The 15,744-nt window shown below is 72.8% G+C and carries 14 protein-coding genes; 6 read left to right on the forward strand and 8 right to left on the reverse strand.

What is annotated here, in order from left to right:
* Positions 1 to 67 precede the first annotated feature (67 nt).
* Together GTY56_RS16025 and rfbC are read left to right on the forward strand one after the other, a co-directional pair.
* Positions 68 to 2,011, forward strand: a complete 1,944-nt coding sequence (locus tag GTY56_RS16025) for a glycosyltransferase family 2 protein (protein WP_161366057.1) — start codon at positions 68 to 70, stop codon at positions 2,009 to 2,011.
* Positions 2,012 to 2,015: 4 nt separating this feature from the next.
* Entirely contained in the window at positions 2,016 to 2,621 is a 606-nt protein-coding gene (rfbC, locus tag GTY56_RS16030; RefSeq protein WP_161366058.1) for a dTDP-4-dehydrorhamnose 3,5-epimerase, read from the forward strand.
* 121 nt (positions 2,622 to 2,742) lie between these two features.
* Here the strand turns inward: rfbC and GTY56_RS16035 are convergent, their stop codons facing one another.
* The 7 genes from GTY56_RS16035 to GTY56_RS16060 form a co-directional block, all read right to left on the reverse strand.
* Positions 2,743 to 3,546: a class I SAM-dependent methyltransferase gene (locus tag GTY56_RS16035; protein ID WP_161366059.1), complete on the reverse strand. Its 804-nt coding sequence runs from the start codon at positions 3,544 to 3,546 to the stop codon at positions 2,743 to 2,745.
* A complete protein-coding gene (gene rfbD, locus GTY56_RS16040; protein WP_161366060.1) occupies positions 3,533 to 4,420 on the reverse strand; it encodes a dTDP-4-dehydrorhamnose reductase in 888 nt (295 codons plus the stop codon). The genes GTY56_RS16035 and rfbD overlap by 14 nt, the downstream gene beginning before the upstream one ends.
* On the reverse strand, positions 4,417 to 5,397 hold the full coding sequence (gene rfbB / locus GTY56_RS16045) for a dTDP-glucose 4,6-dehydratase (RefSeq protein WP_107459839.1): 981 nt from the start codon (positions 5,395 to 5,397) through the stop codon (positions 4,417 to 4,419). The genes rfbD and rfbB overlap by 4 nt, the downstream gene beginning before the upstream one ends.
* Positions 5,394 to 6,461, reverse strand: coding sequence for a glucose-1-phosphate thymidylyltransferase (locus GTY56_RS16050; protein ID WP_161366061.1), 1,068 nt, complete (start codon positions 6,459 to 6,461; stop codon positions 5,394 to 5,396). Before GTY56_RS16050 ends, rfbB begins: the two co-directional genes overlap by 4 nt.
* Before the next feature lie 102 nt (positions 6,462 to 6,563).
* Positions 6,564 to 6,737 (reverse strand): hypothetical protein, encoded by a 174-nt coding sequence (locus GTY56_RS39960; protein WP_202510260.1) that lies wholly within the window; start codon positions 6,735 to 6,737, stop codon positions 6,564 to 6,566.
* 205 nt (positions 6,738 to 6,942) lie between these two features.
* Complete coding sequence (locus GTY56_RS16055) at positions 6,943 to 7,362, reverse strand: CBS domain-containing protein (protein ID WP_161366062.1); 420 nt, start codon at positions 7,360 to 7,362, stop codon at positions 6,943 to 6,945.
* A gap of 96 nt (positions 7,363 to 7,458) precedes the next feature.
* Entirely contained in the window at positions 7,459 to 8,391 is a 933-nt protein-coding gene (locus GTY56_RS16060) for a LysR substrate-binding domain-containing protein (RefSeq protein WP_161366063.1), read from the reverse strand.
* Positions 8,392 to 8,546: 155 nt separating this feature from the next.
* Here GTY56_RS16060 and GTY56_RS16065 point away from each other — a divergent pair, with 155 nt between their 5' ends.
* A complete protein-coding gene (locus tag GTY56_RS16065; protein WP_161366064.1) occupies positions 8,547 to 9,242 on the forward strand; it encodes a type 1 glutamine amidotransferase domain-containing protein in 696 nt (231 codons plus the stop codon).
* A gap of 40 nt (positions 9,243 to 9,282) precedes the next feature.
* Here GTY56_RS16065 and GTY56_RS16070 read toward each other — a convergent pair whose 3' ends face one another.
* On the reverse strand, positions 9,283 to 11,730 hold the full coding sequence (locus GTY56_RS16070) for a SpoIIE family protein phosphatase (RefSeq protein ID WP_161366065.1): 2,448 nt from the start codon (positions 11,728 to 11,730) through the stop codon (positions 9,283 to 9,285).
* A gap of 186 nt (positions 11,731 to 11,916) precedes the next feature.
* On the opposite strand from GTY56_RS16070, the gene lanKC reads away from it, so the two are divergent.
* From lanKC to GTY56_RS16085, 3 genes are all read left to right on the forward strand, one after another.
* Positions 11,917 to 14,511, forward strand: coding sequence for a class III lanthionine synthetase LanKC (lanKC, locus tag GTY56_RS16075; RefSeq protein WP_161366066.1), 2,595 nt, complete (start codon positions 11,917 to 11,919; stop codon positions 14,509 to 14,511).
* Positions 14,512 to 14,595: 84 nt separating this feature from the next.
* Positions 14,596 to 14,712 carry a SapB/AmfS family lanthipeptide gene (locus tag GTY56_RS16080; RefSeq protein WP_107459826.1) on the forward strand — a complete coding sequence of 39 codons (117 nt, stop codon included), beginning with the start codon at positions 14,596 to 14,598 and terminating at the stop codon, positions 14,710 to 14,712.
* Positions 14,713 to 14,794: 82 nt separating this feature from the next.
* A partial coding sequence (locus tag GTY56_RS16085) for an ABC transporter transmembrane domain-containing protein (protein ID WP_161366067.1) occupies positions 14,795 to 15,744 on the forward strand: 950 nt, incomplete at its 3' end.

Genomic DNA, 15,744 nt, shown 5'->3' on the forward strand with positions numbered 1-15,744 from the left:
AGCATCGGGCAACACGCACTACAACAGGACGTCTACGGCGAGCGACCCGAAGGGGCCCGGAAACCCGATGCCGGTCAAGGTCAGCGTCATCATCCCCGTGTACAACCCGGGGATCTACATCGAGGACTGCATCTCCTCGCTGCAGCGGCAGTCGCTGCCCCCCGACGAGTTCGAGGTGATCTTCGTCGATGACGGTTCGACCGACGAGACGCCGGCCCGGCTCGACGCGCTCGCTGCCGAGGACCCCCGGATGAAGGTCATCCACCAGGAGAACTCCGGCTGGTCGGGCAAGCCCCGCAACGTCGGCATCGAGGCCTCCCGGGGCGAGTTCGTGATGTTCGTCGACAACGACGACTACCTGGGCGACGAGGCCCTGGAGCGGATGTACGACTACGGCGTGGCCAACGGCGCCGACGTCGTCGTGGGCAAGATGGCCGGGAAGGGCCGCGGAGTGCCGGTGGAGCTGTTCCGCCGCAACCATCCGCGCGCCACCGTCGAGAACGCCCCGCTCATCGACAGCCTCACCCCGCACAAGATGTTCCGCCGCGCCTTCCTGGACCGCATCGGCCTGCGCTTCCCCGAGGGCAGGCGACGCCTGGAGGATCACGTCTTCGTCGCCGAGGCGTATCTGCGCGCGGAGAACGTCTCCGTCCTCAGCGACTACGTCTGCTACTACCACCTCCGGCGGGACGACGGCTCCAACGCCGGTTTCGAACGCTTCGACCCGGTCGGCTACTTCAGGAACCTGCGCGAAGCCCTCGACGTCGTCGAGCGGTACACGGAGCCCGGTGCGGTGCGTGACCGGCTGTTCCGGCGCTGGCTGCGGGTGGAGATGGTGGAGCGGCTGCGGTCCCGGCGCCTGCTGAACCTGCCGGACGACTACCGCAGGGAGCTGTTCGCGGAGATCCACGAGGTCGTCGTCGAGCGCTTCGGGCCCGGCGTGGCGGCCGGTCTCCAGCCGACACAGCAGGTCGTCGCCGCGTTGACGGCGGCCGACCGGTACGACGACGTGGTGGCCTTCGCGGAGTGGGAGGCCGCCGTCGCCCCCCGGGCGACCCCCGCGGACATCGCATGGCGCGACGGTTTGCTCCACATCGGCTTCACGGCCGAGTACCTGTCCGGCGGCCAGCCGATGCTGTTCCCGGCCGGCGCCGAGGCAGCGCCCCTGACCGACGTGCCGAAGGACGTGACCGAGGCCGTGCGGTGGGTGGCCTCGGAGACCGCCGCGCGTTTCGGACAGGCCACGGCCGATCTGCTGCTGCGGGAGCGCTCCAGCGCCGCGCAGTACTTCCAGCCGGTGGAGTTCACGCGCGAGACCGTGCCGGTCGGGGACGGCGAGGAGGTCCGGCTGGTGCTGCGGGCGACCGCCACGGTCGACCCGGCCGCCCTGCCGCGTGACGGCGCCTGGGACGCCCTCGTCCGGGTGAAGACGGGCGGCTGGACCAAGGAGTGCCGACTGGGTCCCGCGCCACGCGAGGACCGGCCCGCTCCGGACGTGGCCGTGATCGGCGACCGCCCCGTCCTGCCGTACTGGACCGAACCGCACGGCAACCTCTCCCTGGAACTCCGCCCGCGCGGCAAGCGGCTCGGGCTGGGCCGGGTGCAACTGGGGGACGTCACCGTCTCCGACGAGCGGTTGCGGGTCCTGCTCCCGGTGCACGTCGTGGGCGACACCGACGTGCGGCTGAGGTTCGTCTCCTCCCGCCGGATCCTGGAGGTGCCTGGCACGCTGTCCCCCGAAGCGGGGCGGCCGGGCTCGGTGCTGGCGGCGGACCTGCCCGCCGAGGACCTGTCGGGCGACGTCTGGCGGGTGGCTGTGTGCCTGAACCCGCGTTCCGGCCAGGCGCGCTTCACCGGCCTGCCGTTCGCGCTGCGGGCCGGCGGCGGCAGCGTCCTGGTGACGCCGGTGCCGGGGCCCGGTGCCGCGCTGCGGCTGGCCCGGCGCGCGCGACGCGTGCTCGGCGCAGCGCACCGGAAGGTGAATTCCCGTATCAAGGCCGGAGGGCGGTGACGGCGTGCGACCGCTGGGTATAGAGGGCGCCTGGGTTCTGGAGCCCAAGATCTTCCCGGACGACCGGGGCAGCTTCCACGAGTGGTACCGGGGTGCTGAGTTCCGCGAGGCGACGGGGTACGACCTGTCGCTGGCCCAGGCCAACTGCTCGGTCTCGCGGCGGGGCGTGCTGCGGGGCGTGCACTTCGCCGATGTGCCGCCCGGCCAGGCCAAGTACGTCACCTGTGTACGCGGTGCCGTCCTGGACGTGGTGATCGACATCCGCGTGGGTTCTCCCACCTACGGGAAGTCGGAGGCGGTACGGCTCGACGACGACACGCGGCACGCGGTGTTCCTCGCGGAGGGCCTCGGCCACGCCTTCATGGCCCTCACGGACGACGCGACGGTGGTCTACCTGTGCTCGGAGGGCTACGCCCCGGGCCGCGAACACGGCATCCACCCCCTCGACCCGGCCCTGGGCATCGAGTGGCCGGAGGGCGTCACGCCGCTCCTCTCCCCCAAGGACGAGCAGGCTCCCACGCTGGCGGAGGCGGAGCGCCAGGGGCTGCTGCCGTCGTATGAGGCCTGCCGGGCCCACTACGAGGAACTGCGGGACGGGCAGGGGACGTAGTCCTCGCCCACCCCTCGGACACACCGCAGGCCCGGACGCGCGCGGCGTCCGGGCCTGTGTCGCGCCAGGCGAGGAAGGCCGTCGGCGCCGGCCACCCCCGGGCGGTGGCCGGCGCCCTCGTTCAGCGGCTCACGCCCACCTGCTGGAGGGCCTTGCGCAGGGGCTCCCAGCCGATGGAGCGCGGCAGACCGCGGTTGCGGGCCTGGGTGAGGGGGCGCCAGAAGCCCGCTCCCAGGAGCGTCTCGGGGCGGACCGCGCCGGCCCGCTCCAGGATCGCCTCGGGGACCTTCTGCGGGTCGGGGATCTTGTACTCGGCCATGATCTCGTCGTACTTGTCGTGCAGGACCCGGTTGTCCGGGTCGGCGCCGAAGACGACCAGCTGGCCGGTGGGGGCGGTGTCCACCTGCACCGTGACCAGGTCCGGGCGGTAGCGCGCCAGCACCTCGGTGATCTTGTAGACGTCGCCGGTCCAGGCGTTGGTGTGCCGGTCCCGGGCCGCCTCGTCGATGCTGCGCGGCAGCATGTCGTCGAGGACGATCACACTGCCCCAGTCCGAGTACTTCTCGACGTTCATGAAGTCGCGCAGCGCGAACTCGAACAGGTGCATGCCGTCGATGAACGACAGGTCCAGCGTCGTCTTGCGCCAGTAGCCGATCGGGCTGCGGCCGCGACGCAGGTTGCGCAGCGGGTGACGGCCGCCCTTGAGGTGCTGGAGCGGGTTGTCGCGCGCGAAGAAGTCGTCGCTGGTGGCCTTCACCAGGTGGACGTCGCACCTCAGCTCCGAGACCACCTTGAAGGCCGGGTCGATCGCGATGCTGGGGACGCGGGACAGCGTCAGGCTGCGCCCGTCGTTGACGCCGATCTCCAGGTAGTTGCGATTGGCGCTGACCTTGTGCAGTTCCCGGAGGAACTCATGGCGTTTCACGAGGAAGACCTTCCTTGCGGATGCGGGGCAGTGCTTCATGCAGGGCGGAGCGCCAGTCGCGCGGGGGCGGCAGGCCGATCTCCTGCCACCGTCCGTGGGCGAGGGCGCTGTACGCCGGGCGGGGCGCGGGCCGGGGGTAGGCCGCGCTGCTGGTGGGGCGCACCCGGTCCGGGTCGGCGCCGATGAGGGAGAACACCTCGCGGGCGAGGTCGTACCACGTGGCCTCGCCGGAACCCGTCGCGTGGAACACGCCGTGCACGTCGGGGCCGAGGAGGGGGCCGAGGTCGGCGATCCGCTCGGCGACGTCCGCGCTCCAGGTGGGCTGCCCGCGCTGGTCGTCGACGACGTCGAGGGTGTCGCGGCGGGCTTCCAGTCCGATCATGGTCCGGACGAAGTTGGAGCCGTGGACGCCGTAGAGCCACGCCGTGCGCAGCACCGCGCTCGCCCCCGGGAGTTCGTCCAGTACGGCTTGTTCCCCGGCCAGTTTCGTGCGGCCGTAGGCGGTGCGCGGGCCGGTCGGGTGGTCCTCCGGGTAGGGGGTGGTGCGGGCCTCGCCGGAGAAGACGTAGTCGGTGGAGAGGTGGATCATGCGGGCGCCGTGCGCGGCGCAGGCCCGGGCCAGGAAACGGGGGCCGTGGCCGTTGATCTCCAGGGCGCGGGCCTCGTCGGTCTCGGCGTCGTCGACGGCGGTGTAGGCGGCGCAGTTCACGACGAGGTCGGGGCCGTGCTCCCGCACGGCGGCGTCAACGGCTTCGGGGTCGGTGATGTCCAGGGCGGTGCGGTCGAGGCCCACGACGGTCTCGCCGCGGCCGGTCAGTTCCCCGACGACGTCCCGGCCGAGCATTCCGCCGGCACCGGTGATCAGCCACCTCATGCCCGCTCCTGGGCGACGCGCCGCTTCAGGGGCTCCCACCAGGCCCGGTTGTCGCGGTACCAGGCGACGGTCTCGGCGAGGCCGGTGGTGAAGTCGTGGCGGGGGCGGTAGCCGAGTTCGGCGCGGGCCTTGGAGCAGTCGACGGAGTAGCGCAGGTCGTGGCCCTTGCGGTCCTCGACGTACTCCACCCGGTCCCAGTCCGCCCCGCAGGCGTCCAGGAGCAGGCCGGTGAGTTCCTTGTTGGTCAGTTCGGTGCCGCCGCCGATGTTGTAGATCTCGCCGGGCCGGCCCTTCGTGCGGGCGAGGTCGACGCCCTGGCAGTGGTCGTCGACGTGCAGCCAGTCGCGGACGTTGCGGCCCTCGCCGTACAGCGGCACCTTGTGGCCGTCGAGGAGGTTGGTGACGAACAGCGGGATGACCTTCTCGGGGAACTGGTGCGGGCCGTAGTTGTTGGAGCAGCGCGTGACGCGCACGTCCAGGCCGTGGGTGCGGTGGTAGGCCAGGGCGAGCAGGTCGGAGGAGGCCTTGGAAGCGGAGTACGGCGAGTTGGGCTGGAGCGGGTGGTCCTCCGGCCAGGAGCCGGACTCGATGGAGCCGTAGACCTCGTCGGTGGAGACGTGCACGAAGGGGCCCACGTCGTAGCGCAGGGCGGCGTCCAGCAGGGTCTGGGTGCCGAGGACGTTGGTGCGGACGAAGTCGGCGGCGCCGCTGATCGACCGGTCGACGTGGGACTCGGCGGCGAAGTGCACGACCTGGTCGGCGCCGGCCATGAGCTTGTCGACGAGCTCGGCGTCACAGATGTCGCCCTGCACGAACTCCAGCCGGGGGTGCGTCAGTTCGAGGTTGTCGAGGGTGCCGGCGTAGGTGAGCTTGTCCAGCACGGTGATGCGCGGCGCGTCGGGCGCGTCCGAGGCGAGCAGGGCGCGGACGTAGCGGGAGCCGATGAACCCGGCGGCGCCGGTGACGAGGAGGTTCATGAAGTGATCTGCACCTTGCTGTGATCTCCAAGGACGAGACGGTGGGCGCTGGGGACGCTGGGGGCGGGGGTCACCTCGACGTGCCGGCCGATCAGCGAGGCCTCGATGCGGCCGACGCCCTGGATCGAGGAGTCCCGCAGCACGATGGAGAACTCCAGCTCGCTGTCGGTGATCCGGCAGTTCTCGGCGACGGAGGTGAAGGGGCCGACGTAGGAGTTGCTGACGACGGTGCCCGATCCGATGACAACGGGTCCGACGACACGGGAGTTGACGATCCGCGCGCCTTCTTCGAGCACGACGCGCCCGATGGTCTCCGACGCGTCGTCCACCTCGCCGTCGATGCGGCGCTCCATCGCTTCGAGGACCGTGCGGTTCACCTCGAGCATGTCGCCGACGTTGCCGGTGTCCTTCCAGTAGCCCTTGATGACCGTGGAGCGCACGTCGGCGCGGGTGTCGATCAGGTGCTGGATGGCATGGGTGATCTCCAGTTCGCCGCGCCAGGAGGGTTCGATGGCGCGGACCGCCTCGTGGATGAGGGGTGTGAACATGTAGACGCCGACCAGCGCGAGATCGCTCTTGGGCCGGTCGGGCTTCTCCTCCAGGCCGATCACCTGGCCGGACGGGTCGAGTTCGGCGACGCCGAAGGCGCGCGGGTCCGCCACGCGCGTGAGCAGGATCTGGGCGTCGGGCCGGTTCGCGCGGAACTCGTCGACGAGGCCGGTGATGCCGCCGACGATGAAGTTGTCGCCGAGGTACATCACGAAGTCGTCGTCGCCGAGGTAGTCCCGGGCGATCAGCACCGCGTGGGCCAGCCCGAGGGGCCGCTCCTGGGGGATGTAGGTGACCTTGAGGCCGAACTTCGACCCGTCCCCCACCGCTTCCTCGATCTCCTCGGCCGTCTCCCCGACGATCATGCCCACATCGGTGATGCCGGCCTCGGCGATCGACTCCAACCCGTAGAACAGCACGGCCTTGTTGGCCACGGGCACCAGTTGTTTGGCCGACGTGTGCGTGATCGGCCTCAGTCTTGTTCCTGCGCCGCCGGACAGCACGAGAGCCTTCATTCGGTTCACCTTAGTCGTGATCCGGCGGATGTGAACATCACTTCTTCAGTTGTCGACGCCCGGAGTTACCCGGGTCGTCACCGCGCCGTCGGGCGGAGGGGGTCAGTCCTCACCCCGGACGATGTTCCAGTCCGCTCCGGAGCGCACCGCTTGCGGGGTGCCCCGGTCCTCGACGGCGGGGAGGCAGGTCCGCAGCGCGGCCTTTCCGCGCAGGCGGCGCGCCTTCGACCAGCCGGTCTCGTGCTGACGGACGACGGGCTTCCCACTGGTGTCCATGGACTCCACGACTCATCATCTTCCTTCTGCTTCCACTGATGTTCGAGTCCCCAGGGAGAAACCGAACAAACCCGGACCGGGACGCCGGTGCCGCGCGCTCCAACCACCCCGCCGCCGACCGGTGTTGCGGGACGCACGACGGCCCCGCGCACGGTGAGGTGCGCGGGGCCGTTCACCGGGTCGCCCCCGGTGCGGCGTCCCCCGGTCAGGCGTTGGGGCGCGCGGCGCTGATGTCGCCGAGTGCCGACTCCGGGTCGCGCTCCATGGCCAGGTCACCCAGGGAGACGATGCCCACGGGGTGCCCGTGGTCGACGACCGGGATGCGGCGTACCGAGTGCTCGCGCATCAGCTGCACCGCCTGGACCAGGTCGTCGTCGGGGCTGACGGTGACCAGCTCGTCACTGCACGCGCCGGCCACGGTGACCCGCTCCGGGTCGCCGCCCTTGCTGACCGTCCGGACCACGATGTCCCGGTCGGTGACCAGCCCTCGCAGCTGGTCGCCGTCCGTGACCAGGACGACTCCGAGGTCCTCGTCGCGCATGATGCGCGCCACCTCGGCGACGGAGGTCTGCGGCTCGACGGTGACCGGCTCACCGGTCATGATGTCGCGGACATGCTGAGCCATGACGTCCCTCTTCTTCCTTCGGCTCGTGGCGGTTGCTCCGTCCTGCGCCGTGCCGGGTACCCGGCAGCCGCGAGGAGTCACCAGGGCCGCGGGGAGTCACCAGGTACGGCCGGCCTCCAGCAGACGGTCACGGACGAGGGTCACGTGCGGGTTGCCCGCGGTGCCCGGCCGCCCGACGAGGAAGCCGGTGTTGATCGGCGGGTCCTCGGGGGCGTCGAGGAGGACCAGGGCGCCGGACGCCAGGTCGCCGGCGCACAGGTAGCGCGGCAGCACGCTGAAGCCGGCACCGGCCGTGACCAGCGCCAGGACGGCCCTCAGATCCGGCGCCGAGACAGCGGCGCGGCAGTTGAGACGCCGGCCGAAGACGTGCCGCCAGTAGCGGCGCACGATGGGCAGGTCCTCGGCGTAGGTGATCAGCGGAACGTCGTGCAATGCGGCGGGCACGTCTCCGGTCCGGCGCCGCGCGACCCGGTCGGCCCAGGCGGGTGCGGCGACCAGGACGAACTCCTCGTCGGCCAGCGGCACCGCGGACAGGGTGCGGCCACGGGGCCGGCTGGTGGCGATCACCAGGTCGTGGCGACCGGCGCGCAGCTCGTCGAGCAGGGGCTCGGTCAGTCCGGTCGTGACGCGCAGCCGTACGCCTTCGGTGACGAGCGGGGCGAGGGCGGGCAGGGCCCGGGTGGACAGCAGCTCGGCGGGCCCGGCCAGATGGACCGGCTCGGCGCGCGACTCCCGGGGGCCGTGACCCGTGGCCTCCGCCAGCGCGTCCAGGGGCCCCGCGACACGGGCCGCGAGCTCGTCGGCGACGGCGGTCGGGGCGACGCCGCGCGGCAGCCGTTCGAACAGCTCCCGGCGGGTCTGCCGCTCCAGTGAGCGGATCTGGGTGGTGACGGTCGGCTGGGAAAGGCCCAGCAGCTGGGCGGCGGCCGTGAAGGAGCCGGACCGGTGGACGGCCAGGAAGGTACGCAGCAGGTTCAGGTCGGGCTGCGTCGGCGCGCCGCCGGCGCCGAGGGGGTCGAGGGGCCTCACACGAACCGACCCTACCGCGCTCCGCCATCGGAAAACCTATGTCTGGCATTGGCGCTGCCATTGGAAAACCGGCGGTACGGGCGCCTACGGTCGGTCTCGTACGAGTCATCGCCGCGCTGTCCCACCGCGGCCCGTCCCACGGAGATGCACCCACCATGTCGAAGATCCTCTTCGTCGTCACCGGCGCCGACACCTGGACCCTGGCCGACGGCACCGGGCACCCCACCGGCTTCTGGGCCGAGGAGGCCGTCGCCCCGTTCGAGGCGTTCCGGGCCGCCGGCCACGAGGTCGTCGTGGCCACGCCCGGCGGTGTCGAGCCCACCGTCGACCGGGCCTCCCTCGCCCCCGAGGTGAACGGCGGCCAGGAGAACGCCGACCGGATCGCGAAGGCACTGGAGTCCTTCGTCGAGCTGCGGCGTCCCGTCCGGCTGGAGGACGTCCGGCTGGACGAGTACGCGGCCGTCTTCTACCCCGGCGGCCACGGCCCGATGGAGGACCTGGCCGTGAACGCCGACTCCGGCCGGCTGCTGGCCCGGGCCCTGGAGTCGGGCAGGCCGCTCGGTGTCGTGTGCCACGGGCCGGCCGCGCTGCTGGCCGCCGTGGGGGCCGACGGCGAGAACGTCTTCGCCGGGTACGAGGTCGCGGCGTTCACCAACGCCGAGGAGGTCCAGGGCGGTCTCGCCGACCGTGCGAAGTGGCTGCTCCAGGACCGTCTCACGGAGGCCGGGCTGACCGTGCGGGCCGGCGAGCCGTGGGCCCCGCACGTGATCACCGACCGCAACCTGGTCACGGGGCAGAACCCGGCGTCGTCGGCCCCGCTGGCAAAGGAAATGCTGAAGCGGCTGGGCTGAGACGTCGTGCCCACCCGGTCGCCGGGCCCGGGCCGGGTGTTCAGCGGCCCAGCACCAGCTCCGCCCACACCTGCTTGCCGCCGCTGACCGGCAGGGTGCCCCAGGTGGCGGAGAGGGCCTCGACGAGGAGGATGCCCCGGCCGCCGGTGGCCTCCCAGCCGATGCTGGTCGGTCTGACCGGCGAGCGGGGGGAGGCGTCGGCGATGGCGACGCGCAGCCGGTTGTTCACGAGGGTCAGGTCCATGCGGACCTTGCCGTCGGTGTGGACGAGCGCGTTGGTCACGAGTTCGGAGACGACGAGCAGGACGGCGTCGTACTCGGCGGTGACGCCCCAGGAGCGCAGGGTGCGCCGGGCGAAGCGGCGGGCGTGCCCGACGGCCTGCGGCACCCGCCAGACCGTCCAGCTCTCCCGGAGCGGGCGCAGGTCCATGCCGTCGTAGCGCAGGAGGAGCAGGGCGACGTCGTCGCTGCGCGGGGCGTTGCCCAGCAGGGCGTCGGCGACGAGCCCGAGGTCGGTGGGGGCGGCGGCGGCCAGCTGCTCGGCGAGGTGGTCCATGGCGTCGTCGATGTCGGAGTCGGGGGTCTCGACGAGGCCGTCCGTGGCGAGGGCGATCAGGATGCCCGGCGACAGGCGGAGCGGGCTCATGGGGAAGTCGGCCCGGTCGACCACCCCGAGCGGCGGCCCGCCCTCGGCCTCAGCGATCTCGGTCCGGCCGTCGGGGTGGCGCAGCACCGGCGGCAGGTGCCCGGCGCGCACGCACCAGGCGGCGCCCTCCTCCAGGTCGACGTCGACGTAGCAGCAGGTCGCGAACAGGTCGCTCTCCATGTCCACCAGGAGCCGGTTGGCGTGCGCGACCACCACGTCCGGCGGGTGCCCCTCCACGGCGTAGGCGCGCAGAGCGGTGCGCATCTGGCCCATGAGGGTGGCGGCGCCGGCGCTGTGGCCCTGGACGTCGCCGATGACGAGGGCGACGTGGTTGTCGGGGAGCGGGATGACGTCGTACCAGTCGCCGCCGAGTTCGAGTCCGGCCGTGCTCGGCAGGTAGCGGGCCACGGCCACGGCGCCCGGCAACCGGGGCAGGCTGCGCGGCAGCAGCTGGCGCTGGAGCATCCCGACGAGTTCGTGCTCGGCGTCGAAGGCCCGGGCCCGCACCAGGGCCTGTCCGGCGAGACCGGCGCAGGCGGTGAGCAGCGCGCGTTCGTCGGTGCCGAAGTCGTGCGGGGTGTCCCAGCCGATCAGACAGGCACCGGCCATGCGGTTGCCGGCGGGCAGCGGCAGCACGGCGAGGCCGCCGGGGCCGACCTCGGCCAGGGACCGTTCCAGGGGGCTGCCGGCGGGCCAGATGCGGGCCCGGCCCTCGCGCAGCGCGGCGGCCAGGGTGGGCATGGCGCGCACGGGGGCGTCGGGCCACTCGGTGCGCCACTCCGACCGCCACAGCTCCGGCCAGGCCTCGGGTTCGGGCGGGTCGAGGACGGTGACGACGAGCCGTTCGCTCTCCAGCTCGGCCAGTGCGATCCGGTCGGCCCTCAGCGGCCGGCGCAGCGCCGCGACCACGGCCTTGCCGACGTCGCGGACGGTGACGGCGGTGGCCAGCGCGGCGGCCAGGCGCTGGACGCGGGCCACGTCGGTGACGTCGGAGCGCAGCGTCGAGACGTCGACGACCGTGCCCACGAGCCGCGCCGGGCGGCCCTCGCCACCGGGCAGGAGGCGTCCGCGCAGCCGGAGCCACTTCGGCGGCCCGGTGGGCTGGAGCACGCGGAACTCCAGCTCGCGGTCGCCGATGGACATGTGGTCCGCCTCCACGACGGACATCAGGGACGGCAGGTCCTCGGGGACGGTCAGGCTGAGCAGCGTCTCGACCCGGCCGTCGAACTCCACGGGGTCGATGCCGAACAGGTCGAGAAGGTCGTCGCCGACCCGGACCCGGCCGCTGTCCATGGCGAGGCTGAAGGCGCTCGGCGGCAGGTCGCCGGCCTCGGAGGGCGCGGCCGGGGCGGTGAAGGCGACCGCTTCACAGACGAGTTCCAGGCACCGGAGGTCGTCGGCGGTGAACCCGCCGGGGCGTTCGCTCACGGCCATCAGGCAGCCGCCGTCCCCTTGCACGGGCAGGACCGTCAGATGGAACTCCCCGGAGGGAACGCGCCGCGCCTGGGCGTCCGCTGCCAGTTCCGCGGGGCCCAGCGACACCGGCCGTCCGCCGCGGTGGGCCGCCGCGACCGGGGACCGCCCCGCCCGCGGGTAGCTGTCGCGCAGCCCGTACAGCGTCCTCGGGACTCCGGCCGACTCCATCAGGCACAGCAGCTCGCCGTCCTGGGCGGGCGCGTAGACGGCGGCGAAGGCCGCACCGGCGAAGACGAGGGCCTGTTCGAGGACGCGGCGCAGACGTTCGGGCGACTCCTGATCGGCCGCGATCGCCTTGAGGGCACCTTCGGCACGCGTCGTTCGCGTTCCGCGCTCTTGGGCGCCCTGACTGACCACGTTGGCCATTACAGCGCTAATGAGACACCTGCGCAGCCCCTGTGGGCGTTCCGTGGAGGACCTTCGGTGAGCACGCTCGAAAGAATCCGAACATGTCTTAACGCATGCGTTCCGCACGGTGTTCTCGTGACAGGCGTGACTGTGCGTGCACGGTTCGTGGCTGGAAAGCTCGGTGCTCGTCACGGAGGGGGACGCATGGACAAGCGGTACGAGGTGTACGCGCTGGCCGACCGGTATTTCTACGAGACGCCGGACCGGCTGGCGCAGGGCGGGCAGGGGACAGCCGCCCACCTCTACGGGACGGCCCGCCGGCCGCTGCCCGAGGGCTGGGAGTCGGCCCGGATCGGCGACTGGCAGACGATGACACCGCTCGGCCCGGACGGCGAACCGCTCCAGGGCCCGGCCCAGGGGTGGAAGATCCACGCCTCGGCGACCCGGGCGAACGCGGAGGAGATCGCCGCGATCGTGTGGGACTACTGCGTCGAACGGCGCGTCCCCTTCAAGTTCGTGCCGGGCCCTCACCTGCTCCACCTGCGCAACACCAAGTACGCCCCGCGCGACGGCAGCGGCAAGTTCGTCACCGTCTACCCGGCCGACGAGGAGCAGCTGCACCAGGTGCTGCGTGAGCTGGGCGCGCTGCTGGAGGGGTTCGAGGGCCCTTACATCCTCACCGATCTGCGCTGGGGCGAGGGGCCGCTGTACGTGCGTTACGGCGCTTTCGCACGGGCGTTCGTCGTGGACGAGCGGGGCTCGCTGGTGCCGGCGGTACGCGACGGCGAGGGGCGGCTGGTGCCGGACCGGCGGTCGCCGTCCTTCCAGGTGCCCGAGTGGGTGACTCTGCCGGCCTTCCTCCGGCCTCACCTCGACGCACGGAACAACACGACGACGGGCGAGCTGCCGTACCGCATCGAGAAGGCGCTGCACTTCTCCAACGGCGGAGGTGTGTACGCGGGTACCGACACCCGGGACGGGCGCAAGGTCGTCCTCAAGGAGGGCCGCCCGCACGCGGGGCTCGCCTCGGACGGGGCCGACGCGATCGCCCGGCTGGAGCGGGAGAAGCGGGCGCTGGAACAGGTCGCGGGCACGGGCGTGGTCCCGGAGGTGCGCGACTGGTTCGAGCTCGGCGGCCACCGCTTCCTGGTGATGGACTTCCTCGAAGGGCGCCCGCTCAACTCCTTCTTCGCCGAGCGGCATCCGCTGCTCACCCAGGACCCCGACGAGGAGTCCGTCGCCTCCTACACGGCCTGGGCGCTGCGCATCCACCGCAAGGTGGAGGAGGCCGTGGCGGCGGTGCACGCCCGGGGCATCGTCTTCAACGACCTGCACGTCTTCAACATCATGGTCGCCCCGGACGGGGAGACGGTGTTCCTCCTCGACTTCGAGGCCGCGGCCCCCACCGGGGAGAACGGCCGTCAGGTCGTCGCCCACCCGGGGTTCTTCGCGCCGCCGGACCGCCGGGGCGTTGACATCGACCGCTATGCGCTGGCCTGTCTGCGGCTGGCCCTGTTCCTGCCCGTGACCACGCTGTTCGTTGTCGACCGAGGCAAGGCGGCGCACCTGGCCGAGGTGATCGCTCAGCAGTTCCCGGACGTGCCGCGGGAGTTCCTCGACGAGGCGGTCACGGAGATCACCCGCGAGGTGTCCGGCCGGACGGTGGCGGCTCCCTCCTCGCCGGTGGACCCGGGCGACTGGCCGTACAGCCGCGACTCGATGGTCAAGGCCATTCTCGCCTCGGCGACCCCGGAGCGCGCCGACCGGCTCTTCCCCGGCGACGTCGCGCAGTTCTCGGACGGCGGCGGGCTCGGGCTCGCCCACGGCGCCGCGGGGGTGCTGTTCGCGCTGGACGCGGCCGGCGCCGAGCGGTACGAGGAGGGCGAGCGCTGGCTGCTGGACCGGACGGCACCGGCCCCGGTCGGCACCCCGCTCGGCCTGTACGACGGGCTCGCGGGCGTCGCCCTGGTCCTCGACCGGCTCGGACACCGGCAGCGGGCGCTGGACCTGGTCGAGGGCATCCTCGCCGAGCGGTGGCAGAACCTCTCCTCCGACCTGCACGGCGGACTGGCCGGACTGGGACTCGTCCTCGGGCACCTGGCCCGTACGACCGGCGAGGCGGAGCTGGGCGAGCGGGCCCACGAGGCCGCGCGGATCCTCGTACAACGGCTCACCGAGCCGGTACCGGCCTCGTCCCGGCCGCGCGCCGGACTGCTGCGCGGCGCGAGCGGTGCCGCCCTGCTCATGCTGCGGCAGTACGAGTGGACCGGTGAGGAGGCCTGGCTGGAGGCGGCGGCCGTGGCCCTGCGCCGGGACCTGGCGTCCTGTGTGACCCGCGAGAACGGGTCGCTGGAGGTCGACGAGGGCTGGCGGACCCTGCCCTACCTCGGCGACGGCAGCGCGGGCCTGGGCATGGTCCTCGACGACCTCGTGGTCCACTCCCCCGCGCTCGCCGGGGAGTTCGAGACGGCCCGCTCGGGTGTGCTCACCGCGGCCACCTCACGCTTCTACGCGCAGCCCGGGCTCTTCCAGGGGCGCGCCGGAATGATCCTGCACCTCAGCCGCACGACCACGCCGGGCGCGACCGGGGACCGGCTGGCGGCTCAGATCGCCGGGCTCGGCTGGTTCGCGATGACCTACCAGGGCCAACTCGCCTTCCCCGGCCATCAGATGATGCGGCTCTCCATGGACCTCGCCACCGGAACGGCAGGGTGCCTGCTGGCGCTCGGCGCGGCCCTCGACCCGGCGACCGACGCCCACCTGCCGTTCCTCCCGCCGCCGAACAGGCGGCCCCACTGACGCGGCTGCGCGATCCCGCGGAGTCGTGACCCAACCCCGTCCCCACGGATGACCACGGACGGACACCCAATGGAAGGACACACCATGGCACTTCTCGACCTGCAGACCATCGAGACCGAAGAGCGCACGGACGGCGGCGGCAACAGCACGGTGAGCCTGATCTCCTGCATCAGCGCCGCGAGCGTTCTGCTCTGTCTCTGACCGACGGTCTGCTCGCTCCGGGCGGCTCCCTCCCTTCGGGGAGGGGCCGCCCGGGGTCCTTCCCGTCCCAGGAAAGGCCCGTATGACCTCGCGCGGCGACGACGACCCGGCGGCCGGACACGCTCGCAGGCTGCTGCGCACGGCCACTCGGTACAGCGCGTCCCGCTGTGCGGCGCTGTGCCTGGTGAGCATGGCCGCGACGGGTGCCGGACTGCTGCTCCCGGCCGTGCTGGGCCGGGCCCTCGATCTGCTGCTGGCGCACGCTCCGGCCACCCGCTGGGTACTCTGCTGCGCCGGTCTCGTCCTGCTGCTCGGTCTGCTCGACGCCGTCCAGACCGTCCTCACCGGCACCGTCGACGCCCGCACCACCGCGTGGCTGCGCCGCCGGCTGACCGGGCACGTGCTCGGCGTCGGCCCGCGCGCCACCGACCGCTTCGGCTCCGGCGACCTCGTCGCACGGCTGGTCGGCAACGCCGCCGAGGCGGGGACCACCCCGGCGGCCCGTGCGGCGCTGGTCGCCGCGCTCGCCGGTCCCGTCGGCGGGGTGGTCGCGCTGGGTCTGATCGACTGGTGGCTCGCGGCCGTGTTCCTCGCCGGAGCGCCCGTGCTCGCCCTTCTCCTGCGCGCCGTCTCCCGTGACACCTCCGAGAGCGCCTCGCGCTACCAGCGGGCCCAGGGCCGGATCGCGGCCGCGCTGGCGGAGGCCGTCGAGGGCGTCCGCACCGTCCGCGCGGCCGGCACCGAGGACCGGGAGACGGCCCGGGTGCTGCGGCCGCTGCCCGATCTGTCCCGGGCCGGGCACCGCATGTGGCGGGTGCAGGGGCGGGCCGCGGCCCGGGCGGTCGCCGTGGCGCCGCTGCTGCAACTCGCGGTCGTCGCCGTGGCCGGTGTGCTGCTCACCCGGGGCCGGCTCTCGGTGGGCGAGGTGCTCGCGGCCTCCCGGTACGCGGTGCTCGCCACGGGCGTCGGTGTCCTGGTCGGCCGGCTCGCGGGCCTGGCCCGGGCCCGGGCGGCGGCCCGGCGCCTCGGCGA

Origin of the sequence: Streptomyces sp. SID5643 (assembly GCF_009872555.1) — a bacterium.
Lineage (GTDB): Bacteria > Actinomycetota > Actinomycetes > Streptomycetales > Streptomycetaceae > Streptomyces > Streptomyces iakyrus.